We start from the raw sequence: 24,152 nt of genomic DNA, 5'->3' as shown, positions 1-24,152 counted from the left end.
TGGCCCCTTGTTCGTTTTATTTAACAGTTGGAAAAGTAAACTAAACGATCGAGCGCGCCTTGCCAAGATCCTCAGGTCCTTTTACCCCCTTGATGACATGGCGGGCGAAGCCGCTGCCAGCCTCGTCATAGACGTTGAACACCGCATCCACCCCCTGTTCGCGCAAGGATTCGATATCGTCCTCGAAGCGGACGATGGCGGCTATCTGGCCGGTGAAGCCATGGCTGCGCAGCTTCTCGATGGCATAGAGGTTGCCCGAATGGTGGGGCATGGCCAGCAGCACCAGATTGATCTGGTTGGAGATGAGCACCTTGTCCCAGAAGTCGGTATCGGTCGCATCGCCCTCGATGACGTTCATGTTGCGCTCGCGCAGGGCCGGCAGCTTGCTGGCGTCATTCTCCACCCCCAGGATGACGGGGCCATATTTGTGTTCCAGTTCGAAGTAGGCGCCCTGGCCGATGCGCCCCATGCCGAGGATGATCACCTCGGCATCGCCGAGTTCAATGGGCCTGTCTTCCGGATGCAGTTCCCGGGCCTGCAAGCCGCGCAGCCAGTTGCCGAGTCTGTGATAGATGCGTTCACTCTGGCTGTTGAGGGGGGCCGAGATCATGAAGCTGGCCGCCAGTGCCAGCGACAGCGCAATCAGCCACTCATGGGAGAGCCAGCCCGCCTTGGCGGCGATGGCGGCCACGATGAGGCCGAATTCGGAGAAGTTGGTTAGCGCCAGGGTAGAGAGCAGCACGGTACGCACCCTCAGGTGGGCACCGCTGTAGACCAGATAGTAGAGCGCGCTCTTGAATGGCAGGGCCAGTACCAGGGCAAAGGCTATCCACATGGCGTCCTGGGTCGGCAGGCCGTTGAGGCCAATGGTCAGGAAGAAGCAGATGAGGAAGAGATCTTTCAAGTTGAACAGCGCCTTGGCAAGGCCCGCCGCGGCCGGGTGGGAGGCCAGCATCATGCCGATGATCAGCGCCCCCAGATCTGGCTTGAGTCCAACCGCCTCGAAACCGGCGGCGCCCACTACCAGGGCCAGGAAGATGCCAAGCAGCACCTGTAACTCTCCATGACCTGCCCGCTCCAGCAATTTGCAAAGCAGGGGGCGCAACAGAGGCAGCCCCAGCACCCAGAGCGCCCAGATGCTCGGCAGCTTGCCACTGGAGATGGCGAGAAAGGCGACGGCGAAAATGTCCTGCATCACCAGCACGCCGATGGCGAGGCGTGCATAGAGGGCATTCATGTCGCTGCGCTCCTCGAGCACCTTGACCGCGAACACCGTGCTGGAAAATGACAGGGCAAAGCCCAGCAACACGGCGAGCTGCCAGCCAAGGGACATGGCCAGGGCCATGCCCAGCCCCTTGCACACCAGGAGTACCAGGGTGAACAGCAAGGTGGAGAGCAGTATGTGCAGGCTGGCGGTACCCCAGACATCACGGCGCAGCAGGGTGCGCACATTCAGCTTGAGCCCTATGGTGAACAGCAGCAGCGTGACCCCGAGATCCGCCAGCTCACTCAGGGCCGGGCTGTTTTCATAGCCCATGCCGTTGAGGATGAAGCCGGCTGCGAGAAAGCCGAGCAGGGGAGGCAGGCCTATCAGGTTGACCAGCATGCCGCAGGCGAAAGCCACGGCGATCAGTACAGGTTCCATACAATTACCATTTTCCGGGCGGCGCCCTTGACTCGGTACGCTGGACCGCCGCCAACTGCCTCAAATGATGTCGATATCGGCCACGGAGTTGAAAATGTGGTTGGGGCTAAACGGCATCTGATCGATGTCGGCCACCTTGCTCACCCCGGACAGGACCAGCACGGTTTCCAGTCCCGCCTGGAAGCCGGCCAGGATATCGGTACGCAGGTTGTCGCCGATGATGATGGTGTTATCCGAATGGGCTTCCATCCGGTTGAGTGCCGCGCGGATGATCCAGGCGCTCGGCTTGCCGACATAGAAGGGCTTCTTGCCAGTCATGCGCTCTATGGGGGCACAGAGGGCGCCGCAGGCTGGATGCATCATGGGGCCATGGGTGTCAGGGTTGGTGGCGATGAAGCGGGCACCTTGCGCCACGAACTTGGCGCCCAGTTGCATCATGGACCAGTTGTAGTTGCGGGTTTCGCCCACCACCACGAAGTCGGGGTCGATGTCGGTGATGGTGAAGCCCGCCTTGTAAAGTTCGTGAGTCAGCGCCCCTTCGCCTATCACATAGGCCTTCTTGCCATCCTGGCGCTTGAGGAAATCGGCGGTGCCCATGGCGGAGGTATAGAAGCTCTCTTCGGGCACGTCGATGCCGGCGGAGCGGAAGCGATTCTGCAGATCTTTCTGGGTCTGGGCCGGATAGTTGGTGAGGAACAGGAGTTTGCTGCCCTGCTCCAGCAGGCGATGGACGAAGTGATCGGCCCCCGGGATGAGATCGTTGTTGTGCAATATGACACCGTCGATATCACAGATGACGTTTTTCTTCATGTAAACTCCTTGCAGGGGCAGAGATGAGGCACAGACATTCTTAAATGTCTTCAATCGGTTATCTTTTTTGTGCCGCCATTATATGCCCCTTTGATGACAAGGTGTGACAGCAATTGCGCCAAGCTGCCTCCGCTGTTGTCTGTGTCGCTGGCCGGGCAGCCATGGCACCTAATGAAACCTGGCCAGCCACTACTTTACTCAAGGACGTAACATCATGGATGACTTCATCACGGGCTTGCCCAAGCTGGAACTGCATCTGCACCTGGAAGGCACCCTGGAGCCCGCCCTGATGCTGCGTCTGGCGGCGCGCAATGGCTTGACCCTGCCCTGGACCGAGGCGGCCACTCTGAAGGCTGCCTATCAGTTCGACAGCTTGCAATCTTTCCTCGACCTCTACTATCAGGGCTGCGATGTGTTGCGCCAGGAGCAGGATTTCTTCGATCTCACCTGGGCCTATCTGCAGCGTTGTGCGAGTGAGCAGGTGGTGCATGTCGAGGTGTTCTTCGATCCTCAGGCGCACACCAGCAGGGGTGTACCATTCGAGACGGTGCTGGCGGGGATAGAGGCGGCGTTGTTGCGTGGTGAGGGCGAACTGGGCATCAGTTACCGGCTTATCATGAGTTTTCTGCGCCACCTCGGGGAGGAGGCGGCCTTGACGGCTCTGGCCGAGGCCGACCCCTGGCTGGACAGGATCCATGGGATCGGGCTCGATTCGTCCGAGCTGGGGTATCCGCCTGAGCAGTTCACCCGCCTGTTTGCCCGTGCCAAGGCGCTGGGACTGGGGCTGGTGGCCCACGCCGGGGAGGAGGGGCCGGCAGACTACATCTGGCAGGCCATCCGTCAGCTCGGGGTACGGCGCATCGACCACGGGGTACGCTGCGCCGACGATTCCGACTTGTTGCGCTTTCTGGCCGACACCCGGTTGCCCCTCACGGTTTGCCCACTCTCCAATGTGCGGCTCGGGGTCTTCCCCTCCATGGCGAACCACAATGTGTTGACCCTGCTCGAGCAGGGGCTCTGCGTCACCATCAACTCGGACGATCCCGCCTACTTCGGGGGCTATATGGACGCCAACATGCGCGCCCTGGTCGAGGCGCTCGGTGCCAGCCGCGAGCAGCTGTGTCGTCTCAGTCTGAACGCGGTGGAGGCGAGCTGGCTCAATCTGGCAGCCAAGGCGCGGCTGACTCGCAGCATCCTCGGTTATGCGGCTTGCCAGGGGGTCAGTCTGAGCTGAGGCCCGGGTGAGGGGAAAATGGCATAACGAAGAGGGCCCCGCTGGGCCCTCTGCTATTTGAACATGTTAAGCGGGCTGCGGCTCAGCCTGCGGGCCGTAGACGGGATAGTCGGTGAGGCCCTGCTCGGCGCCACCAAACAGGGTGGCGGGATCGTGGGGCGTCCAGGGATAACCGTGGCGCAGCCGGATCGGCAAGTCCGGATTGGCCACGAAGGGTCGCCCGAAGCCTATCATATCGGCCCAGCCCTCATGGATGGCGGCCCGTGCCCGTGCACCATCGTACTTGCCCGCATAGATGAGGGTGTTGGGGAAGGCGGCCCTGAGTCCCTGCTTGAAATCGACGGGTATCAGGGGGGCGTCTTCCCAGTCAGCTTCGGCGATGTGCAGATAGCTGACATTCAGCTCCCCCAGCAGGGTCGCGGCGGCAAGATAGGTCGCTTGCGGATTGGCATCGACGGTGCCGTTGAGGGTGGTGAGCGGCGCAAGACGCACCCCAAGCCGATCGGCACCTATCTCGGCACAGACTGCCTCGGTTACCTCCTTGAGGAAACGCAGACGGTTCTCAAGGGAGCCGCCGTAACCGTCGGTGCGGTCATTGGACTCGGAGTCGAGGAACTGGTTGATGAGATAGCCGTTGGCGGCGTGCAACTCTATGCCGTCAAAGCCAGCCAGCATGGCATTGCGAGCACCCTGGCGGAACTGGCCGACCACGGCATCTATGTCATCCTGAGTCATGGCGCGGGGCAGGGCACTCTCGACAAAGCCGGGGGTATCGCTGCCGTTGTCGACAAACACCTTGACCCCGGCCGCGCGGATGGCGGAAGCCGAGATGGGCTGGGCGCCGCCAATATTATCCGGATGAGTCACCCGACCCACGTGCCAGAGCTGGGCGAACATGACCCCTCCCTTGGCATGTACGGCGTCGGTGACCTGTCTCCAGCCAGCAATTTGCTCTGGGCTATAGATGCCAGGAGTCCAGGCGTAGCCTTTGCCAAGGGGATCTATCTGGGTGCCCTCGCTGATGATGAGACCCGCTTCGGCACGCTGGGCGTAATAGGTCGCCATCATGGCGTTGGCCACATCTCCCGGTTGGCTGGCGCGGGAGCGGGTCATGGGGGGCATGACGATACGGTTGTTCAGGTGCAACTGGCCGAGGCGCAGCGGACAAAACAGGGGATCGTGGCTCATTCGGGTGTCCTCATCGGGTGAATGGGGCCACTCTAGCGCGGCATATCATTGAGATAAACCAGCATATTTTCAAAAGAGTGCTGCGTTTAAGACAATAATAGGGGTCAAGAATGGGAGCCGTGATAGCGCATGATCCCAGAGCGCGAGCGCTTCATCATCGCCTGGTATGAATAAGCGTGGAGTCTTTATTAATTATTTATATGGGCAGAGCTCAATGTAACAACCGGTACCCATTCACATAGAACACTATATTGGCGCCGGGTATTGCATTCAGCGTTGGAATACACTCACTGATACAGGCAGTGTTGATCTGCATCAATTAAACCCATGAAAAGATATTCTTAATCATGCAGGAGTATGTTTCCCGGTGTCATTATATTCCGTCTCTCTCAATGAGGATGACAGTGAGGAGTGAAAAAGGGAGGCAATGCCTCCCATGTTGTGAGCCAACCAGCCCGATGCTGCGTGTCCGCCTCACACTCGGGCACAGTGGCCGACTCAGGACCCGGTCGAGGCGGCGCCCTGCACATGACCCTGCTTGTCGCTCAGGCAGGACCAGGGCGCCTGGCTACCTGGAACCTCAATGGTGACACCCACTCCTGCTTCGGAATCCAGTACCTCGAGCACATTGAGCTTGCTGACGGCTGTCCCAGTCTTGCTTGCTACGGCCTTCAGACAGGCGGTCTCGGCGGCGCTGGCTTTATTGGCTGGGGCAGCTTGCCCAGCAGCTGCAGTCGGCTGGCAGACGCCCGAGCCCTGCTTGCTGGTGTAAGAGACATCGTACTGGCCCCCGGTGTTGCTGATGGAGAGGGTGACTCCCGCGCCCTTGGCCTCATAGAAGTTGTCGTTGAACTTCTTGAGCTTGGCCTCCTTGCCATTGATATAGACGGGGCCACCCTCATCGCTGTGCATCTGGATCTTACCCGGGCACTCGTAATTAAGCTGGGGAAGGGCAGCACTGGCGGTGCCCGCCATGGTCAATGCAAATACTGTGATCAACACCTTTTTCATGGGACTTACCTTAACTGTTTAACAAAGTGGAATAAGTGTATTTGTTTTTATTGTTCGGTGGATAACAACATCACTGTATTTCGGCGCGCAGTCTGCCGTTTGTCCTTGGCGAAAATAAATAGCTGGCCTACTTAATTTTAGCAACGAAATTTTCGTAACATTTTGTGCTACTGGAAATGGTTATTGATTCAAGGGACTCGACAAACGGTTTTCCCTGTCAATGGTTTAAAGATTAAAAAAAACAGAGCAATAACGGGCAGGAGAGGGGCGGCGAGCGTGACGCTGGGCGAGGCAGCGGGGCGGGTTGCCTGGGGCTTTGTTTGGGGCCCTTGTCACGCGGGGCGACGGGGCCCCGCGTTGCATCAGGATGGCAAGCGCCGGATCAGAGCCAGCGTTTCTCGCGGGTGAAGCAGACCGAGAGCCAGGCATCCCCCAGGGTATCGCCCAGGCGGGACCAGAGCTCCTGGCGCAGGGCATCCTGGCGCTCTATGGGCCACTCCTGATCCGGGGCCACCAGTATGTTCAATTCGAGATCGAAGCGGCGGCCGCTCTTGGCCAGATGGCTGTAGCACTCTATGCCATGGCGCTGGCGCAGGGCGTCTATCTCGCGCTCGACCCGCGCCGAGACATCCCCCTTGGGGGCGATTTTCAACACTTCCCGCAGGTTGCGACCGAGCACCTTGATGGGGATCAGGGTGGCGCACAGGGCGAGCAGGGTGACCAGCACGGGGTCTATGTAGCGGTTGTAGTGGCCATAACCGAGGGCGTCGAGGCCGATGGCGACCACGAAACCGATGAGCAGGGTGGCGCTGAGCAGGGTGTCGACCAGCCACTCCTTGGAGTCGACCCGCACCAGTTCGGAATCGACGCGCTCGGCCACCGCCGCCTCGACGCGGTAAATGATGGCGCAGAAGAAGGTGCAGACGGCGGCATAGATGAGGGCGTGACCGAGGTCTATCTCCCGTCCCCCTTCCATCAGGGAGGTGATGCCGCTATGGAGAGCGCCGAGACAGAGCAGCAAGATGATGGTGCCGTTGATGACGTTGGTGATGGGCTCGAAATGGGCGTAGCCGTACTGGAAGCGCGCGTCGGAGGGGCGGGTCACCAGGTAGGCGGTGATTAACCCTAAGCCCGTCATACCCATGCTGAACAGGGTGAAGATGCCGTCGAGCATGATGGCGTTGGAACCGGCGAACAGGCCATAGCCGATCCCGAAGATGGCGAAGCTGATGCAGCCAAACAGTGACAGGGTCAGCGCCTGTTTCTCGGTGGTGATAAACGTACTGATAACATGGCTGAGGTGAGCCATAACAATCCTCCTTTCAAATGGTGAATATTGCCGATCGCAAGCGGTTTTCTAGCTGATATACTGGCCGCCACATGTGAGCTGACCGCCCACGACTCGGCCAACGCAGCCGTGTCGGGCCGTCGTAGTCGCCGGTATGCCGGCATCAAGCAATGGAAGGCAACAAGGATTCATGATCCCGAGACTCGATTACCAGGACAGTTTGTCACCCACAACCCTGCAGTTTCTTGAGTTGCTAGGGCGAAGCGCATTTCGTGGTGATATCGAAAAGTCTTATGCAAGCCGGTTGGCGATGGCGACGGATAACAGCGTCTATCAGGTAGTACCTCAGGCGGTTCTCTATCCGCGCAGCGCGGATGATATTGCAGTCATGCTCACGCTGGCTCAGGGGCCAGAGTATGCCACCTTGAGTTTTTTCCCTCGCGGCGGCGGCACCGGCACCAATGGCCAGTCCCTGGGCGGCGGCATTATCGTCGATCTCTCCCGCCATATGAACCAGATCATGGAAATTAATCTGGAGCAGGGTTGGGTGCGCGCCCAGGCCGGGGTGGTGAAGGATCAGCTCAACGCCTACCTCAAACCCCACGGCTACTTCTTCTCGCCGGATCTCTCCACCTCCAACCGCGCTACCTTGGGAGGCATGGTCAACACCGATGCGTCCGGTCAGGGGTCGCTGGTCTACGGCAAGACCTCGGATCACGTGCTGGGCCTCAAGGCCGTGCTGGAAAACGGCGACATCATGGCCAGTGAGCCCGTCACGGGAGCCCGCCTCGCCGACAAGCTGGCCCTCGAGAGCCGCGAGGGGGAGATCTATCGCACCCTCTATCGCATCGGCCGCGAGCGCCGCGCCGACATAGAGGCCATCTTCCCCAAGCTCAACCGCTTTTTGACCGGTTACGATCTCAAGCATCTTTATACCCCTGAGACAGATACCCTGGACGTCAGTCGGGTACTGTGCGGCTCTGAAGGGTCGCTCGGCTTTATCACCGAGGCTCGCCTCAACATCACCCCCATTCCCCGCTATCGCACCCTGGTCAACGTCAAGTACGACAGCTTCCCGTCGGCCCTGCGCAATGCCCCCTTTATGGTGGCGGCCCATGCCCTGTCGGTGGAAACCGTGGACTCACGGGTGCTGGGGCTGGCTCGCGCCGACATCATCTGGCACTCGGTGAAAGACCTCATCCAGGACGTGCCCGGCAAGGATCTGCAGGGACTCAACATCGTCGAGTTTGCCGACACCGACGAGGGCGAGCACCAGATCAAGGTGACCGAGCTGTGCCGACGCATCGATGAGCTGCTGGCCAAAGGGGAGGCGGGCATCATCGGCTATCAGCTGTGCGACCACCTGCCGAGCATCGAGACCATCTATGGCATGCGCAAAAAATCCGTGGGGCTGCTTGGCAACGCCGAGGGGCGCAAGAAGCCGGTGGCTTTCACCGAAGATACCGCCGTGCCGCCGGAATCCCTCGCGGACTTCATCATGGAGTTTCGCGCCCTGCTCGATGGTCATGGCCTCGATTACGGCATGTTCGGTCACGTGGATGCGGGGGTGCTGCACGTGCGCCCGGCCCTGGACTTGTGCGACCCCGAACAGGAAGTGCTGCTGCGCCGCATCTCGGATCAGGTGGTGGCGCTCACCGCCAAATATGGCGGCCTGATGTGGGGGGAGCACGGCAAGGGTTTTCGCTCCGAATACAGCCCCGCCTTCTTTGGCGAGCTGTGGGAGGAGCTGCAGCGGGTCAAGGGAGCCTTCGATCCCGCCAACCGCCTCAACCCCGGCAAGATCTGCATCCCTTATGGCAGCGGCGCTTCGCTTGTGTCAGTTGACGGGCCCAAGCGCGGCAAGTTTGACCGCCAGATCCCGATTGCGGTGCGGGAGAGCTACACCCGCGCCATGGATTGCAACGGCAACGGCCTCTGCTTCACCTTCGAGACCGACTCCCCCATGTGTCCCTCGGTCAAGATCAGCCGCGACCGTCGCCACTCGCCCAAAGGGCGGGCGGGCTTGATGCGCGAATGGCTGCGCCAGCTGGCGGAGCAGGGCTTCGATCCCCTCGCGCAAGAGGTGGCGCTGCAAAGCGGTGGCTTGTCTATCAAGGCCATCATCGATAAGACGCGCAACACCCTGGCCCGCGCTCGCGGCCAGTATGACTTCTCCCACGAGGTGATGGAGGCGATGGAGGGGTGCCTGGCCTGCAAGGCATGCACCAGCCAGTGCCCCATCAAGGTGGATGTGCCGAGCTTTCGGGCTCGTTTCATTCAGCTCTACCACGCGCGCTACCTGCGTGGCCCCAAGGATTACTTCGTCGGCACCGTCGAGAGCTACACCCCCTGGCTGGCCAAGGTGCCGAAATTGGTCAACTTCTTCCTGGAGAAGGAGTGGGCTCAGCGTCTGAGTGCCAAGAGCATCGGCATGGTGGATGTGCCGCTACTGAGTGTCCCGACCCTGGCCGAGGCGCTGCGCGACGACCGTGCCCGCTACTTCGACCTGGCCGGACTGGAAGCTATGAGTGCCGAGCAGCGCCAAAAAGTGGTGCTCATCGTGCAGGATCCCTTTACCAGCTATTACGATGCGCCCGTGGTGCGCGATTTGGTCCGACTGGTGACCAAGCTCGGCTATCAGCCCTATCTGCTGCCCTTCTTGCCCAACGGCAAGCCTCAGCATGTGAAAGGTTTCTTGCGCGCCTTCGCCCGCACCGCGGCCAACAGCGCCCAATTCCTCAACAGCCTGGCCCGTCTCGATGTGCCTCTGGTGGGGGTCGATCCCTCACTGGTACTCTGCTATCGCGATGAGTATGTGAAGGCGCTGGGTACTGCCCGTGGCGACTTCCAGGTACTACTGCCTCAGGAGTGGTTATTGTCCATCCCTGCGCCGCAGCCCAAGGCGTCCGAGGAGACGACGGCGGCTGAACCTTGGTATCTGTTTGCCCACTGCACCGAAAAGACCGCCAAGCCCACTACCCATGGCGATTGGAGCACCCTGTTTGACCGCTTTGGCGCCCGCCTGCAGCCCGTGTCGGTCGGTTGCTGCGGCATGGCCGGCACCTATGGTCACGATGCCAAACAGGTGGACAACTCCAAGGGGATCTACGCCTTGAGCTGGGCCGAGCCGCTCTCTCGCCTACCCAAGGGCCGCTGTCTGGCCACGGGCTACTCATGTCGCAGCCAGGTGAAACGGATGGAGGGGGAGAAACTCAAACATCCACTGCAGGCGCTGTTGGAATTACTTTGATGCTGAGCTTGCCCAAGCGGTTTCGGGTGCCGCAAGCCTTGCGGCACCCGGATTTTCTGTTGTTACCGGTCAACCCGGCTCAGGCTGTGGTGGAGTTCGTGGCCATGTTGCGCGAGCGGGAGCAGTTGCATCAGCTGTTTCGCCCCCAGGATATCTGGCCTTCCGCCCAGTTCAGCCTCGGCCAGCATGAGGAGGATCTGGCCTGGCAGCAATCGGAGTTCCTGGCCAAGCGCTCCTTCGCCTATGGCCTCTGGAGCCCGAGTCGGGAGCCCGAGTTCTGGGGCGGCGTCTATCTCTACCCCTCGGTGCTGCCGGAGGTGGAGGTGGAGCTCTTCTTCTGGAAGGTGGCCGAGGCGCCCCTCGCTGACGCCGTGCTGGAGGCCGAGCTACGTGCCTGGCTGGGCAAGGTGTGGCAGTGGCACCATCCCCGTTTACCAGGGCGAGACGTTGCCTGGTCTGACTGGCCCGGCATCAGTTACCCCTGGTAAGGCGGATGCCGACCCGCTCAGACAGGGGGCATCCGTCATCTTGTTTCCCCCATGAGGTCCACCCTCATTTAAGGAGATCTGCATTTCATGAACGACGATAAAGCCGCCATCTGGCAACAGCCCCTAAGTTTGGCGCGGCTCAACGCGACATCGGCCAACACTCTGATGGCTCATCTTGATATTCAGTATTCTGATTTCGGGCCCGACTGGCTGGAAGCGACCATGCCTGTGGACGCGCGCACCCATCAGCCCTTTGGCATGTTGCACGGTGGCGCCTCTGTGGTCTTGGCGGAGAGTCTGGGATCGGTGGCGGCCAATATGTCGGTTGGCAGCGACAGTTATTGCGTCGGTCTGGAGATAAATGCCAATCATCTGCGTGCCAAGCGGGAAGGGAGAGTGACGGGGCGCTGCTCGCCGTTGCATCTGGGCGCGACGACTCAGGTGTGGCAGATAGAAATTCGGGATGAAAGGGCACGTTTACTCTGTACCAGCCGTTTAACGGTTGCCGTGCTCAAACACAAGCGGGACAAGGGCTAGCGAGCATTGCGATCTGCTATCACGCACCATGGCTGAAAAATAAGCAAGCCATAGTCGCAAGATCCCTCTATAATTGCCAACGTCTTGAGAGGCCTATCACATTTTTCAAGACAGCAGAACAAAGTGGCGCTATAATCGCCGCCTTTTGCTATTCCGCGGTGTTTAGCCGCCTGCCTTAATCTGGAAGAATCTATGTCTGATACCGAACAACTGCCCCTTTTTAGTGAGCTTGGACTGGCCGCGCCTGTATTGAAAGCGCTGCAGGACGTGGGCTATGAGCGCCCGTCACCAATCCAGGCCGCAGCAATCCCCCACCTGATGGCGGGACACGATCTGCTGGGGCAGGCGCAAACCGGTACAGGGAAGACCGCTGCTTTTGCTTTGCCTTTGCTCTCTCGTCTGGAAGCTGGTAACCGCAACACCCAGGTTTTGGTGCTGGCACCGACTCGTGAACTGGCGCTGCAGGTTGCAGAAGCGTGCCAACGCTATGCCCATCACATGCCTGATTTCCACGTACTGCCCATCTACGGTGGTTCTTCTTACGAAACCCAGACCCGTGCCCTGCGCCGTGGCGCTCAGGTTGTCGTGGGTACCCCGGGTCGCGTGATGGATCTTATCCGTCGCAAGAACCTGGACCTCTCCGGCCTGAAAGCACTGGTACTGGACGAAGCCGATGAAATGCTGCGCATGGGCTTCATCGACGACGTGGATTGGATCATGGATCAGTGCCCGGCCGGTCGCCAGGTTGCGCTGTTCTCTGCCACCATGCCAGATCAGATCCGTCGCGTTGCCCAGAAGCACCTGAAGCAACCCAAAGAGATCAAGATCGTCTCCAAGACCTCCACTGCACCGACCATTCGTCAGCGCTACTGGCAGGTAACCGGTCTGCACAAGCTGGACGCCATGACCCGTCTGCTGGAAGTCGAGCCCTATGAGGCTGTTCTGGTGTTTGTACGCACCAAGAACGCTGCCGAAGAGCTTGCTGGCAAGCTGGCCGCCCGTGGCCACGCCTGTGAAGCCCTGCACGGTGACATTCCGCAGAAACTGCGTGAGCGTACCGTCGACAAGCTGCGTCAAGGCCAGCTGGACATCCTGATCGCCACCGACGTCGTCGCTCGTGGTCTGGACGTTGAGCGTATCACCCACGTGGTGAACTACGACATCCCTTACGATACCGAATCCTACGTGCACCGTATCGGCCGTACTGGCCGTGCCGGTCGTAAAGGCGAAGCCATCCTGTTCGTGGCTCCCCGCGAGCGCCGCATGCTGCGCGCCATCGAGCACGCAACGCGTCAGGCCATCGAGCCGATGAAGATGCCGAGCACCGATGACATCAACCTGCATCGCATGACCAAGTTCAAAGAGCGCATCCGGGAAACCATGATGGGCGAAGAGCTTGAGCTGTACCACAACCTGGTCAACGAGCTGATCCAGGAAGACTCTGTCGATCCGCTGGAACTGGCTGCCGCACTGGCCAAGCTGGTACAGGGCGACCAACCGCTGCTGCTGGATGACTCCATCCCTGAGCCGCAGTTCAATGCTGGCAGCGGTCGTGACTTCGAGCGTCGTGACGGTGGCCGTGATTTCGGCAGCCGTGATGGTGGTGACCGTGGCGATCGTCCAGCCCGTCGCATGCCGTCCCTGGAGCCGCGTCCGCTCAAAGACAACCCGGATGTGGAGATGGAGCGCTACCGTGTAGACGTGGGTGCCCATCACGGTGTCAAGCCGGGTCAAATCGTCGGTGCCATCGCCAACGAAGCGAACATCGAGAGCCGTTTCATCGGTAACATCGACATCGCCGATGACTTCTCCACCGTCGACCTGCCCAAGGGCATGACCGCCGATGTACTGGAAGTGATCAAGAAGGCCCGTGTTTGCCAGCGTCCGCTGCAGATCACTCGCTATACCGAAGTGCCTGCCGGCAGCAACACAGCGCCACGCCCGCAGCGCAGCGACCGTCCTTTCAACAAGGATCGTCGTCCAGCCGGTGACCGCCCGTTCAACAAGGGTGGAGAGCGCCGTGAAGGTGGCTTCAATAAAGATCGTAAATTTGCTGGTAAGCGCCGCGATAGCTAAGCGCTGACACCATGCCAAGAGGCCGCTCATCGAGCGGCCTTTTTTATGTCTGTTTGCCGCCGTCCCCATGCTGAGCGGCAGTGGGCTTGTCAGGCGTCACCATAAGGCGGTGAGCGAGTCTGTCTGTATCTATCTCCAGGGTTGTTAGGCATGGCCCTGTTTCGCGGTACACTCGGCTGCGACCATGGCCGTTGCATATCAGATACATGGTCTCACGGCGCCTGTGCGAGAAGGGGATAACAGATGGATAGACTCGGGGCTATGGAGGCCTTTGTGCTGGCGGTGGAGACGGGCTCTTTTTCGGCGGTGGCACGTCGACTCCATCTCGGCCAGCCCGCGATATCAAAGCTGATTGCACAGCAGGAGGAGAAGCTGGGTTGCCGACTGCTGCTGCGCTCGACTCGGGGCCTGACACCGACCGAAGCCGGAGAGGCCTACTATCTGCGCGCGAGGCAGATCCTCGATGATATCAGGGAGGCCGAAGCCGCGGTTGAGCTATGCCGCACCGGTGTGAGCGGCCGCCTGCGGATCAGCGCCCCCGTGACCTTTGCCCGCCTGCATATTATTCCTCATCTTCCGGTTTTCCTGGCTGCCCATCCCAATCTGGCGATCGAGATCCAGCTCGATGACCGCAACGTGGATCTCATTTCGGGGGGTATCGATGTGGCCCTGCGGCTGGGGGAGCAGAGTGATTCCGGGGTGGTCGCTCGCAAGCTGGCTGACTGCGCAATGAGCGTCGTGGGCACGCCAGCCTGGTTTGCGAGCCGAGGTCTGCCCGTATCCCCGCGAGAGCTGCAAGATCATCCACTCGTGCTCTATAGCCCCCAGCCCGGTATGAGCCAGCAGTGGCTCTTTTGCCGTGGGGAAGAGCAGGTTGTGTTTACCGGCCAGGGGCGGCTGACCGTGTCTGCCGCCGAGGGTGTTCGCGCCGCTGTGCTAGCTGGCGTGGGACCAGGCATAGGTTCCGAGTGGATGTTTGCCCCCGAGCTGGCCAGTGGCGAGGTGATCAGGGTTCTCCCCGAGTGGCAGCTTCCCCGCCTCTCATTGTGGGCGTTGCTTCCTGCGGGTCGTCAGTCAAGCGCCAAGTCCCGCGCGTTTGTGGCATTCGTGGCCGCCTTGGCTGGCCTTCAGCGGACAGCCGACAAGGGACAGGGCCATTCCTCGGTGGAATAAGTGTTATGGCGATCACTCGTCTACCGGAGTCTCTTGGCCATCGTTATGCTCTCTTCATCAGGTTCGTGCGCGCCACGGTGTGCCCATCATCTACCAGGAGAGTGTCATGACATCATCGCCATCAAGCCGGTCGACAACCTTGCCCAAGGTTGCCATCAACCGCTCGCTTATCTTCGCCATGGCGCTCTCCTGTGGCCTGGCCGTCGCCAATATCTATTACAACCAGCCGATGCTGGAGGTGATGGCACGGGATTTCCCCGATCAGCCTGCCATTCCCATGATTGCCATGCTGACTCAGTTGGGCTATGCCGCCGGCTTGCTGTTTCTGGTGCCACTGGGGGATGTACTTGAGCGCCGCTGGCTCATCGTGGGGCAGTTTGGGCTGATTGCAGCCGCCTCGGTGATGGCCGCGATGGCGACGGGGGCCGTCGGATTGATGGTGGCGTCAGTGATACTCGGGGTGGGGGCGACGGCGGCCCAGCAGATAGTGCCGGTCGCGGTGGCGCTGGCCGACCCAGCCAGGCGGGGGGCCATTGTCGGCACCGTGATGAGCGGGCTGTTAAGCGGCATCCTTTTGAGTCGTACCCTGGCGGGTTTCATTACCGCTTACGCCAGCTGGCGCGCCATGTTCTGGCTGGGGGCGCCGCTTGCCCTGCTGGGGGCTGTGCTGATGGCCAGGATGATCCCCTTGCATCTGCCTCGTTCCACCATGAGCTATGGACGTTTGCTGCGTTCACTGAGTGTCCTGTGGCGGGAGGAGCCCTCTCTGCGCAGGGCTAGCCTGATCCAGGCGCTGCTGTTTGGCTCGTTCAGCGCATTCTGGACGGTGCTGGCATTCTATCTTGCCCATTCCGAGTACCGTCTCGGGGCTGAGGCAGCCGGTCTGTTCGGGGTGATCGGCATCGTCGGCGTGCTGGCCGCGCCGCTTGCTGGGCGGATGGCGGACAGAGTGGGCGCTAAGCCCGTGGTGCTGGCGGGGGCGCTGCTGGTGGTACTGGCATGGGGCCTCTTTGAGGCATGGCACTCGCTGTTTGGGTTGGCGATGGGGGTTATCTTGCTGGATCTGGGGGTACAGAGTGCCTTGATCGCCAATCAGCACCTGATCTATGGACTGAGGGGCGAGGCGAGAGGCAGGATCAATACCCTGTTCATGGTGGCGATGTTCCTGGGGGGCACCCTGGGCTCCAGCGGTGCCATGCTGGCCTGGCAGCAGGCGGGTTGGATGGGGGTGGGCTGCCTTGGCTTCGGGTTGGCACTGCTGGCCTTGCTCTATGGGGTCATGACCAAGGGGATCTCCCCCTCGACCAGCGTCTGAAACAGGCGGTGCTGGCAACGAAGCCGCGGGCGAGCTTGTCTCTGCCCATGGGCAGATTATCCGGGGCTGAGTGAACCATGGCGGCCGTTCAACCGAGCTGGGTGGCGCCGTGCGGGTTGAAGCCTGCGCCATTTATCCGTAGCCTGTGTGGTTCTGGCTTGAAAATGAGGGTGGCCTGTTTATGGTGGCAACGCGGTTGCAAGGGGTGATTTCCCCGCTGATCAGTCTGGTGATCTTCATTCTGGGTCATGGCTTGATGAGCACACTGCTGACGGTACGGCTCTCGGCCGAGCAGGTGGATGCGCAGGCCATAGGATTGGTGTCCGGCGCCTATTTCGCCGGACTGGTGCTCGGTTCCTTCGCCAATGCCCGCCTCATCATCAGGGTGGGCCATATCCGTGCCTACGCCGCCTATGCCTCCCTTATCTGCACCCTGACCATCCTGCATGGCCTCATTGTCGATCCCTGGGTCTGGGCCGGACTCAGGCTGCTGGGAGGCTTTGCCACCGGCGGCCTGTTTGTGGTGCTCGAATCCTGGATGCTGGTCTCCAGCACCCCGGCCAACCGGGGCAAGCTGATGTCCCTCTACATGATATTGCTCTATGGCGCCTTGGCGGCGGGTCAGCTGTTGCTCAAGGTCATCGATCCCATGATGTTGGTGCCCTTCGCCCTGTGCGCCATGGGCGCTTCCCTCTCCGTGATCCCGCTTGCTCTCTCCCGGGTGGCCATGCCAGCCATGATCCAGCCCCAGAAGGTGGGCTTTCTCGAGTTGTTCCGCCTCACCCCGGCGGGCATGTGGAGCAGCGTGACCTCGGGTCTCATTCTGGGGGCCATCTATGGGTTGCTGCCGCTGTTTTTCACCGACAGTGGCTATCCCATCGAGCGGGTTGCCAACATGATGGCCGTGGTGATCCTGGGGGGCATGTGTCTGCAGTACCCCATAGGCCGCATATCGGACCGTTTCGATCGGCGACTCATCATCGGGGTCCTTGCCGCCTTGCTCTCCGTCATCGCCTTGCTGATGGTGATACTGCCAGCCCCGCAGCCTCAGTGGCTGATGACCGGGCTCATCTTCCTGTTTGGGGGCCTGGCGTTCTCCATCTACCCTCTGAGCCTCAGTCATGCCTGTGATGAGCTCAAGCCGGATCAGGTACTCAGTGCCAACCAGGGGTTGCTGCTCGCCTATAGCCTGGGAGCCATGATAGGACCCGTCTTGGCGCCGACTGCCATCCACCTGTTTGGCCCGCAAGGGTTGTTTGCCTACTTCTGCCTCTGTGGTGCGCTGTTGACGCTGTTTCTGATATGGCGCCAGCGGGTGCGAGCACCGGTTCCCCTGGCGGAGCACCAGCAGTTTATGCCGGTGCCACCCAATACGCCCATGAGCGCCGAGCTCGAGCCCAGACCCGATGTGGAGCTGGCCGAGCCCCATGGGCAGACGAGTTAGCCGGACGTTGACAAAGCGTCTGGCTCAGAACCGAGCAGTGACACCGAGGGGGGAGGGATCCTGATGCCACGGGGAACCCAGGCACAAGGGAGGCTAACAGATCATGGAGGAGTCCATTATGAAGACCGAGCTGGTGGCCATGAGCCAGGCTTATTATGAGCGCTATGTGGCGCAATCCTGGCGTGATTACGCCGAGGAGAATGTGGCGACCGGCCGTTGGCCACTGGTGGGGGCGCTCGCACGCGCCCAGGCCGAATACGAGGCACTGCTGCCTCAAGGGTTGGAGACTGCCGATCATCGCTTGTTCGAAATCCTCGACGGGGAAGGAGAGACGGTGGGGGGCCTCTGGTTTGCCCTGCGGGGATCCGGGGAGACTCGTACTGGCTTCGTGTTCGACATCACCATCTTGCCCCAAGCCAGGCGTCTTGGGCATGGTCAGCGAGCCTTCGAGTTGCTCGAACCTCTGGCCCGCGACTTGGGGCTGATTAGCATTGGGTTGAATGTGTTCGCCAACAATCCAGCGGCCTTGGCCCTCTATCGCAGATTGGGTTATGAGGTGACCAATATCGCCATGAGCAAGCGGCTCGGCCCGCGCGGTTGACAGGGGCGCTGCCATCATGGGGTCGGCAACGTTGTCCGACAATGGAAATAAAAAAACCGGTGCCAAGGCACCGGTTTGCGATCAGGTTGGCGGGGCTCAGGCCAGAGCAGGCTCAGCCTGCTGCACCTGAGTGGGCTCAGGCGTGCGAATGAGGTAATCAAAGGCCCCCAATGCGGCGGTGGCACCGGCACCCATGGAGATGATGATCTGCTTGAACGGCACCGTGGTGGCGTCGCCCGCGGCGTAGACGCCGGGCAGGGAGGTCGCGCCCTTGGCGTCGATCTCTATCTCGCCGAAACGAGTCAGTGCCACTTCGCTTCCTTTCAGGAACTCGGTGTTTGGCACCAGCCCGATCTGCACGAAGATACCAGCCACCGCGAGATGCTTGATTTCGCCCGTGGTGCGATCTTCGTAATCCATGCCGACCACCTTGCTGCCGTCACCGATCACTTCCGTGGTGCGGGCACTCATGATGATGTCGATGTTGCCCATGGAGCGGGCTTTTTTCTGCAGCACCTCGTCGGCGCGCAGGGTGTCGGCGAACTCCACCACGGTAACGTGTTCGACGATGCCGGCCAGGTCGATGGCCGCTTCGATGCCGGAGTTACCGCCACCTATGACCGCCACCCGCTTGCCTTTGAAGAAGGGGCCGTCGCAGTGGGGGCAGTAGGCCACGCCCTTGGTGCGGTACTCGAGCTCGCCCGGCACGTTCAGATCGCGCCAGCGGGCGCCGGTCGCCAGGATCACGGCGCGGCTCTTCAAGGTGGCACCGGAGGCGAGCTCCAGGTTCACATAGCCGTCTTTGCTGATGGCGGCGGCACGCTGCTCGGTGATGAGCTCAACGCCATACTGCTTGACGTGCTGCTCCAGGCTGGCGGCCAGCTTGGGGCCCTCGGTGTAGGGCACGGAGATGAAGTTCTCGATGCCGACGGTGTCCATCACCTGGCCACCGAAACGCTCGGCGACGATGGCGGTGCGGATCCCCTTGCGGGCGGCATAGATGGCGGCAGCAGCGCCAGCCGGGCCACCGCCCACCACCAGCACGTCATAGGGGGCCTTTTCGTTGAGTTCTTCGGCCTTGCGCTCGGCCGCGCCGGTATCGAGCTTGGCGACGATTTCTTCCAGCGAGATGCGGCCCTGGCTGAACGGCTGACCGTTCATATAGACGTTCGGCACCGCCATGATCTGACGCTCGTTCACCTCGTCCTGGAACAGTGCACCGTCGATCATGGTGTGGGTGATGCCGGGGTTCAGGGTGGCCATCAGGTTCAGGGCCTGCACCACGTCCGGGCAGTTGTGGCAGGAGAGGGAGATATAGGTCTCGAAGTGGAACTCGCCCTTCAGGTTCTTGACCTGCTCCAGCACGGCCGGATCGGCCTTGGAGGGGTGGCCGCCGCTTTGCAGCAGGGCGAGCACCAGGGAGGTAAATTCATGACCCATGGGGATGCCGGCAAAATGCACGCGCGGTGCCTGGCCTTGTGGTGCCACGCTCATGGAAGGCTTGCGAGTAGCAGTGCCATCGGTCATGGAAATCTTGGGGGACATCTCGCTGATTTCCTGGCCTAAGGCCAGCAGCTCTGCGGATTTGTCACTGTCATTGCCGGACACGCTGATCTCGATGGGATTGACGATGTACTGCAAGTAACCGTTGAGTTGTTGTTTGAGGTTGGTATCTAACATGGTCGAATTCCTTCTTACTGATTGCGGGTCGGCGCCATTACTGAAAACAGAAAGTACGGGATACAGAAAACACCGAATGCAGAAAGCACTGGGCCAGAAAGCAGACCGGCCCTTGAGTGGGCCGGTCTTGGAGGAGGGAGGCTTAGATTTTGCCTACCAGATCCAGGGACGGGGCCAGGGTGGCATCGCCTTCTTGCCACTTGGCCGGGCACACTTCACCCGGGTGGGAAGCAACGTACTGGGCAGCTTTGACTTTGCGCAGCAGTTCCAGGGCGTCACGGCCGATGCCACCAGCGTTGATTTCAACGATCTGGATGATGCCCTGCGGGTCGATCACGAAGGTGCCACGGTCAGCCAGGCCAGCTTCTTCGATCATCACGCCGAAGTTGCGGGTGATGGCGCCAGTCGGGTCACCAATCATCGGATACTGGATCTTCTGAATGGTGTCGGAGGTGTCATGCCACGCTTTGTGGGTGAAGTGAGTGTCGGTGGAGACAGAGTAGATCTCGACGCCCAGCTTCTTGAATTCGGCGTAGTTGTCAGCCAGGTCACCCAGCTCGGTCGGGCAAACGAAAGTGAAGTCAGCCGGGTAGAAGAACACCACGGACCACTTGCCTTTCAAATCAGCGTCGGAGACCTGAACGAATTTGCCATTGTGGTAGGCGGTAGCGTTGAACGGCTTGATTTCAGTATTGATATAGGTAGACATCTATTTGCTCCTGTGTGTCCCTGGGGCAACGATTTGCGACCCTGGGTTAGTTGACTGGGATGATGATAGGGCCATTCCCCAATCGGTTAAAGCGGCAATTATGAATCGGACAAATCTGTTTTTTAGATTAACCGTCTTGCCTGTACCCAGGATGAATATACCGATCAATTTAGAATAAACATATGTTTTATAAAGATAAGGCAGATGTTCAATCCATCTTTCTCTCATGTCGGAGGGGAATGGTGAGGTGGGCGTGATGTCGCGCCGGGAAGAGCGGTTGGATGAGCAGCGGTAGAGGTTTGCTGAGGAGGGCTGCCTCAGCGGGTGCGAGTCAATGCCGGCATCGATCCTGTCGCTGGCAAAGGGTCTGGCGATACGGCAGGGGGAGGGGAGATAAAAAAATCCCGGCGCCAGGGCCGGGGTATCAAAACAAAGGAATGGCAATAAAAATAAAGACTCACTACGGGGTGTGCAAACTTGCAGACAATGAGAAAACGCTAGGGTGGTTGCACGCGCCACTGGCATTCTCTCGGCAAACATTGCAGGGGAGGAATAATAGTGTGATCCATGTCACACTGCAACCCCATTATGTTCTTTTTATATCAAATATGTGCGTCACTAAGGCCTTTGTGGCGAAATGATCGTCAAATTTGGTGTGTTTTGTAGTTTTATTACCAAATTATGGGGCGATTGACTCAGTGATCGTCAGTGGTATCCCCGATGGGGGAGGGATCGCGATCTTCCATCAGCTCCAGCAAGTTGATCGCCACCGTGATCATATCCGACTCGGTGACGATGCCGATCAGCTCTCCCTTGTCTTGTACCGGCAGGCAGCCATAGCGATGCCGTTGCAGATACAGGGCAGCCTCTTTGATGCCGGCACGGGGGCTGACGGTCGAAACCTTGCGGGTCATGATCTCCTCGAGGCGCACGCTGTCGGTAAATTCGGCCTCCCGCTCAGGGTCAATCAGCAACAGTTTGGATTCGCGGGTCGCCAGTATGTCGGTGAGGGTGACCAGGCCCAGCAACTGTTGCTGCTCATTGACGATGGGGATATGGCGGATCCGCTCCTGCTGCATCAGATCCATTGCCTGTTTGACGCTGTTGTTCGGCCCCAGGGTGAAGGGCTGCTCTGTCATTATCTCGCTCAGGGTCATCATGCAAACCTCCTTGGGGCCAACCTTGTGTGGTTCACTTCACCCTAGCCCAGTGCCGAGGGGCGAAACATGATCGGAGTCAAGGGGAAAGGCGATAGCCGAATTAACGGTTCCTGGTTCACAAAGTCGGTCTGTACCCCTTGTATCCCTTGTGTTTTTGGCCTTTTCGGTTGCCATGCCAGGAGGGGATAACTAGACTAGCCGCCGATCCTATTGCCAAGCCAAGTAGTCACGATGCAAGTATCCGATTTTTCCTTTGAGTTGCCCGATGCGCTGATCGCCCGCTATCCCATGAGCGAGCGCACTGCCAGCCGTCTGCTACAACTCGATGGCGACAGCGGCGCCCTGCGCCACGGCCAATTTGTCGACGTACTCGACCTGCTCAACCCCGGCGATCTGCTGGTGTTCAATAACACCCGGGTCATTCCGGCCCGCATGTTTGGCCAGAAGGCCAGCGGCGGCAAGCTGGAGGTGCTGGTGGAGCGCATCCTGGATGAGAAGAGCGTGCTGGCCCATGTGCGGGCCTCCAAAGCGCCCAAGCCCGGCACCCGTCTCATACTCGATGGCGGTGTGGAAGCCGAGATGCGTGCCCGCCACGACGCCCTGTTCGAGATCCACTTCCTGGACTCCCGTCCGGTGCTGGAGATCCTGGAAGCCATCGGCCACATGCCGTTGCCGCCTTATATTGACAGGCCCGACGAGGATGCCGACAAGGAGCGCTACCAGACCGTCTACAACCAGAAGCCGGGCGCCGTGGCGGCGCCGACCGCGGGTCTGCACTTCGATGAGCCCCTGCTGGCGAAGATCCGGGCCAAAGGGGTGGAGACCGCCTTCGTCACCCTGCATGTGGGAGCGGGCACCTTCCAGCCGGTGCGGGTCGACAAGATTGAAGATCACCACATGCACTCGGAATATGCCGAGGTGCCCCAGGAGGTGGTGGACGCCATAGCCGCGACCCGGGCCCGTGGTGGTCGCGTGATTGCGGTGGGCACCACCTCGGTGCGTTCCCTGGAGAGTGCGGCCAAGGTGACCCTGGCCCAGGGCAAGCCGCTGGCGCCCTTTTTCAGTGACACCGACATCTTCATCTTCCCCGGCTACCAGTTCCAGGTGGTCGATGCCATGGTCACCAACTTCCATCTGCCGGAATCGACCCTGATCATGCTGGTCAGTGCCTTCGCCGGGTATGAGAACGTGATGGCGGCCTATCAGGCGGCCGTGGCCGAGCAGTACCGTTTCTTCAGCTACGGGGACGCCATGTTCGTCACCCGTCGCCGGGGCTGAGCCGCGTTCAGTCCCATATCGGGCCCGTCGGGCTCCCTGCTGTCAGACTGTTTCTCTGACTGAATAGAGGTAGTGATGAAATTTGAACTGAAAACCACTGACGGTCGCGCCCGTCGCGGCCAACTGGTCTTCGAGCGCGGCACTGTGCAGACCCCGGCCTTTATGCCGGTCGGCACCTACGGCACCGTCAAGGGCATGACCCCGGAAGAGGTGCGCGAGACCGGCGCCCAGATCCTGCTCGGCAACACCTTCCACCTCTGGCTGCGGCCGGGGCAGGCGGTGATGCGCGCCCACGGGGATCTGCATGACTTCATGAACTGGCAGGGCCCTATCCTGACCGACTCCGGTGGCTTCCAGGTGTTCAGCCTGGGTCACATCCGCAAGATCACCGAGGAGGGCGTGCACTTCCGTCACCCCATCAACGGTGAGAAGATCTTCCTCGACCCCGAGAAGTCCATGGAGATCCAGTACGATCTGGGCTCCGACATCGTGATGATCTTCGACGAGTGCACGCCGTACCCGGCGACCTATGAAGAAGCCCGCAAGTCCATGGAGATGTCCCTGCGCTGGGCCAAGCGCTCCCGTGACAAGTTTGATGAGATGGGCAACAAGAATGCCCTGTTTGGCATCATCCAGGGCTCCGTCTACGAGCCGCTGCGGGATGTCTCCCTCGACGGCCTGCTCGAGATAGGTTTTGACGGCTACGCGGTCGGCGGCCTGGCGGTGGGTGAGCCCAAGGAAGACATGCATCGCATCCTCGAGCACGTCTGCCCACGGATCCCGGCCGACAAGCCGCGCTACCTGATGGGGGTGGGCAAGCCGGAGGATCTGGTGGAAGGGGTGCGCCGCGGCGTCGACATGTTCGACTGCGTGATGCCGACCCGCAACGCCCGCAACGGTCATCTGTTTACCACGGACGGGGTGGTCAAGATCCGCAACGCCAAGTATCGCGAGGATACCAGCACCCTGGATGCGGACTGCGATTGCTACACCTGCAAGAACTACACCCGCAGCTATTTGTACCATCTGGACAAGTGCAACGAGATATTAGGTGCCCGTTTGAACACCATTCACAACCTGCGTTATTACCAGCGAGTGATGCAGGGTTTGCGGGACGCGATCGAGCAGGGTAAATTAGACGACTTTGTGACTGAGTTTTATCGTCGGCAAGGGAAGGCCGTGCCTCCATTAGCTGAAGAAAACGTGTAATAACAACAACGTATCAGCGCGTTGTGTCTTAAATCCATATCAATAAGAGGTTGTTA

The 24,152-nt window shown here is 60.2% G+C and carries 19 protein-coding genes; 11 read left to right on the top strand and 8 right to left on the bottom strand.

Annotated features, from left to right (window positions below):
- Positions 1–40: 40 nt before the first annotated feature.
- Both M2367_RS11265 and M2367_RS11260 read right to left on the bottom strand, forming a co-directional pair.
- Positions 41–1,645, bottom strand: coding sequence for a cation:proton antiporter family protein (locus M2367_RS11265; protein WP_259236720.1), 1,605 nt, complete (start codon positions 1,643–1,645; stop codon positions 41–43).
- Positions 1,646–1,705: 60 nt separating this feature from the next.
- Complete coding sequence (locus M2367_RS11260) at positions 1,706–2,455, bottom strand: HAD-IIA family hydrolase (protein WP_224432669.1); 750 nt, start codon at positions 2,453–2,455, stop codon at positions 1,706–1,708.
- Between the two features lie 214 nt (positions 2,456–2,669).
- Here M2367_RS11260 and M2367_RS11255 point away from each other — a divergent pair, with 214 nt between their 5' ends.
- A complete protein-coding gene (locus M2367_RS11255; protein ID WP_259236719.1) occupies positions 2,670–3,689 on the top strand; it encodes an adenosine deaminase in 1,020 nt (339 codons plus the stop codon).
- 66 nt (positions 3,690–3,755) lie between these two features.
- Here the strand turns inward: M2367_RS11255 and M2367_RS11250 are convergent, their stop codons facing one another.
- From M2367_RS11250 to M2367_RS11240, 3 genes are all read right to left on the bottom strand, one after another.
- Positions 3,756–4,877 carry an alkene reductase gene (locus M2367_RS11250; protein ID WP_259236718.1) on the bottom strand — a complete coding sequence of 374 codons (1,122 nt, stop codon included), beginning with the start codon at positions 4,875–4,877 and terminating at the stop codon, positions 3,756–3,758.
- A gap of 498 nt (positions 4,878–5,375) precedes the next feature.
- Positions 5,376–5,888 (bottom strand): hypothetical protein, encoded by a 513-nt coding sequence (locus M2367_RS11245; RefSeq protein ID WP_259236717.1) that lies wholly within the window; start codon positions 5,886–5,888, stop codon positions 5,376–5,378.
- A gap of 382 nt (positions 5,889–6,270) precedes the next feature.
- Positions 6,271–7,197: a cation diffusion facilitator family transporter gene (locus M2367_RS11240; RefSeq protein WP_042043718.1), complete on the bottom strand. Its 927-nt coding sequence runs from the start codon at positions 7,195–7,197 to the stop codon at positions 6,271–6,273.
- Between the two features lie 169 nt (positions 7,198–7,366).
- On the opposite strand from M2367_RS11240, the gene M2367_RS11235 reads away from it, so the two are divergent.
- The 8 genes from M2367_RS11235 to M2367_RS11200 all read left to right on the top strand — a co-directional run bounded on the left by M2367_RS11235 (position 7,367) and on the right by M2367_RS11200 (position 18,060).
- Positions 7,367–10,426 carry an FAD-binding and (Fe-S)-binding domain-containing protein gene (locus tag M2367_RS11235; protein ID WP_259236716.1) on the top strand — a complete coding sequence of 1,020 codons (3,060 nt, stop codon included), beginning with the start codon at positions 7,367–7,369 and terminating at the stop codon, positions 10,424–10,426.
- The gene (locus M2367_RS11230) at positions 10,426–10,914 is read left to right on the top strand and encodes a hypothetical protein (protein ID WP_259236715.1); all 489 of its coding nucleotides are present in this window, start codon (positions 10,426–10,428) and stop codon (positions 10,912–10,914) included. Before M2367_RS11235 ends, M2367_RS11230 begins: the two co-directional genes overlap by 1 nt.
- Positions 10,915–11,001: 87 nt before the next feature.
- On the top strand, positions 11,002–11,451 hold the full coding sequence (locus M2367_RS11225; RefSeq protein ID WP_042043722.1) for a hotdog fold thioesterase: 450 nt from the start codon (positions 11,002–11,004) through the stop codon (positions 11,449–11,451).
- A 192-nt stretch (positions 11,452–11,643) separates the two neighbouring features.
- Positions 11,644–13,527, top strand: a complete 1,884-nt coding sequence (locus M2367_RS11220; protein ID WP_259236714.1) for a DEAD/DEAH box helicase — start codon at positions 11,644–11,646, stop codon at positions 13,525–13,527.
- A 243-nt stretch (positions 13,528–13,770) separates the two neighbouring features.
- The gene (locus M2367_RS11215) at positions 13,771–14,700 is read left to right on the top strand and encodes a LysR family transcriptional regulator (protein WP_259236713.1); all 930 of its coding nucleotides are present in this window, start codon (positions 13,771–13,773) and stop codon (positions 14,698–14,700) included.
- A 106-nt stretch (positions 14,701–14,806) separates the two neighbouring features.
- Entirely contained in the window at positions 14,807–16,015 is a 1,209-nt protein-coding gene (locus M2367_RS11210) for an MFS transporter (protein ID WP_259236712.1), read from the top strand.
- Positions 16,016–16,196: 181 nt separating this feature from the next.
- Complete coding sequence (locus tag M2367_RS11205; protein ID WP_259236711.1) at positions 16,197–17,459, top strand: MFS transporter; 1,263 nt, start codon at positions 16,197–16,199, stop codon at positions 17,457–17,459.
- Positions 17,460–17,577: 118 nt separating this feature from the next.
- Positions 17,578–18,060 carry a GNAT family N-acetyltransferase gene (locus M2367_RS11200; protein ID WP_259236710.1) on the top strand — a complete coding sequence of 161 codons (483 nt, stop codon included), beginning with the start codon at positions 17,578–17,580 and terminating at the stop codon, positions 18,058–18,060.
- 96 nt (positions 18,061–18,156) lie between these two features.
- Here M2367_RS11200 and ahpF read toward each other — a convergent pair whose 3' ends face one another.
- From ahpF to M2367_RS11185, 3 genes are all read right to left on the bottom strand, one after another.
- Positions 18,157–19,740, bottom strand: a complete 1,584-nt coding sequence (ahpF, locus tag M2367_RS11195) for an alkyl hydroperoxide reductase subunit F (protein ID WP_259236709.1) — start codon at positions 19,738–19,740, stop codon at positions 18,157–18,159.
- Between the two features lie 142 nt (positions 19,741–19,882).
- Complete coding sequence (ahpC, locus tag M2367_RS11190; protein WP_259236708.1) at positions 19,883–20,449, bottom strand: alkyl hydroperoxide reductase subunit C; 567 nt, start codon at positions 20,447–20,449, stop codon at positions 19,883–19,885.
- Between the two features lie 695 nt (positions 20,450–21,144).
- Positions 21,145–21,609, bottom strand: coding sequence for a CBS domain-containing protein (locus M2367_RS11185; protein ID WP_224432679.1), 465 nt, complete (start codon positions 21,607–21,609; stop codon positions 21,145–21,147).
- A 231-nt stretch (positions 21,610–21,840) separates the two neighbouring features.
- Between M2367_RS11185 and queA the strand changes: the two genes are divergently transcribed.
- Together queA and tgt are read left to right on the top strand one after the other, a co-directional pair.
- Positions 21,841–22,887 carry a tRNA preQ1(34) S-adenosylmethionine ribosyltransferase-isomerase QueA gene (queA, locus tag M2367_RS11180; protein WP_042043731.1) on the top strand — a complete coding sequence of 349 codons (1,047 nt, stop codon included), beginning with the start codon at positions 21,841–21,843 and terminating at the stop codon, positions 22,885–22,887.
- A 75-nt stretch (positions 22,888–22,962) separates the two neighbouring features.
- Complete coding sequence (gene tgt, locus M2367_RS11175; protein WP_042043732.1) at positions 22,963–24,096, top strand: tRNA guanosine(34) transglycosylase Tgt; 1,134 nt, start codon at positions 22,963–22,965, stop codon at positions 24,094–24,096.
- Positions 24,097–24,152: the final 56 nt, after the last annotated feature.

This window comes from Aeromonas sp. BIGb0445 (assembly GCF_024809075.1).
GTDB classification, from domain to species: domain Bacteria; phylum Pseudomonadota; class Gammaproteobacteria; order Enterobacterales; family Aeromonadaceae; genus Aeromonas; species Aeromonas rivuli.
This window is presented reverse-complemented; position numbering and strand designations above follow the sequence as displayed.

What these genes read in the sequence shown, in the direction of transcription:
- M2367_RS11265 (WP_259236720.1), bottom strand. Translation starts at nt 1,645, where the DNA reads ATGGAACCTGTACTGATCGCCGTGGCTTTCGCCTGCGGCATGCTGGTC.
- M2367_RS11260 (WP_224432669.1), bottom strand. Translation starts at nt 2,455, where the DNA reads ATGAAGAAAAACGTCATCTGTGATATCGACGGTGTCATATTGCACAAC.
- M2367_RS11255 (WP_259236719.1), top strand. Translation starts at nt 2,670, where the DNA reads ATGGATGACTTCATCACGGGCTTGCCCAAGCTGGAACTGCATCTGCAC.
- M2367_RS11250 (WP_259236718.1), bottom strand. Translation starts at nt 4,877, where the DNA reads ATGAGCCACGATCCCCTGTTTTGTCCGCTGCGCCTCGGCCAGTTGCAC.
- M2367_RS11245 (WP_259236717.1), bottom strand. Translation starts at nt 5,888, where the DNA reads ATGAAAAAGGTGTTGATCACAGTATTTGCATTGACCATGGCGGGCACC.
- M2367_RS11240 (WP_042043718.1), bottom strand. Translation starts at nt 7,197, where the DNA reads ATGGCTCACCTCAGCCATGTTATCAGTACGTTTATCACCACCGAGAAA.
- M2367_RS11235 (WP_259236716.1), top strand. Translation starts at nt 7,367, where the DNA reads ATGATCCCGAGACTCGATTACCAGGACAGTTTGTCACCCACAACCCTG.
- M2367_RS11230 (WP_259236715.1), top strand. Translation starts at nt 10,426, where the DNA reads ATGCTGAGCTTGCCCAAGCGGTTTCGGGTGCCGCAAGCCTTGCGGCAC.
- M2367_RS11225 (WP_042043722.1), top strand. Translation starts at nt 11,002, where the DNA reads ATGAACGACGATAAAGCCGCCATCTGGCAACAGCCCCTAAGTTTGGCG.
- M2367_RS11220 (WP_259236714.1), top strand. Translation starts at nt 11,644, where the DNA reads ATGTCTGATACCGAACAACTGCCCCTTTTTAGTGAGCTTGGACTGGCC.
- M2367_RS11215 (WP_259236713.1), top strand. Translation starts at nt 13,771, where the DNA reads ATGGATAGACTCGGGGCTATGGAGGCCTTTGTGCTGGCGGTGGAGACG.
- M2367_RS11210 (WP_259236712.1), top strand. Translation starts at nt 14,807, where the DNA reads ATGACATCATCGCCATCAAGCCGGTCGACAACCTTGCCCAAGGTTGCC.
- M2367_RS11205 (WP_259236711.1), top strand. Translation starts at nt 16,197, where the DNA reads ATGGTGGCAACGCGGTTGCAAGGGGTGATTTCCCCGCTGATCAGTCTG.
- M2367_RS11200 (WP_259236710.1), top strand. Translation starts at nt 17,578, where the DNA reads ATGAAGACCGAGCTGGTGGCCATGAGCCAGGCTTATTATGAGCGCTAT.
- ahpF (WP_259236709.1), bottom strand. Translation starts at nt 19,740, where the DNA reads ATGTTAGATACCAACCTCAAACAACAACTCAACGGTTACTTGCAGTAC.
- ahpC (WP_259236708.1), bottom strand. Translation starts at nt 20,449, where the DNA reads ATGTCTACCTATATCAATACTGAAATCAAGCCGTTCAACGCTACCGCC.
- M2367_RS11185 (WP_224432679.1), bottom strand. Translation starts at nt 21,609, where the DNA reads ATGATGACCCTGAGCGAGATAATGACAGAGCAGCCCTTCACCCTGGGG.
- queA (WP_042043731.1), top strand. Translation starts at nt 21,841, where the DNA reads ATGCAAGTATCCGATTTTTCCTTTGAGTTGCCCGATGCGCTGATCGCC.
- tgt (WP_042043732.1), top strand. Translation starts at nt 22,963, where the DNA reads ATGAAATTTGAACTGAAAACCACTGACGGTCGCGCCCGTCGCGGCCAA.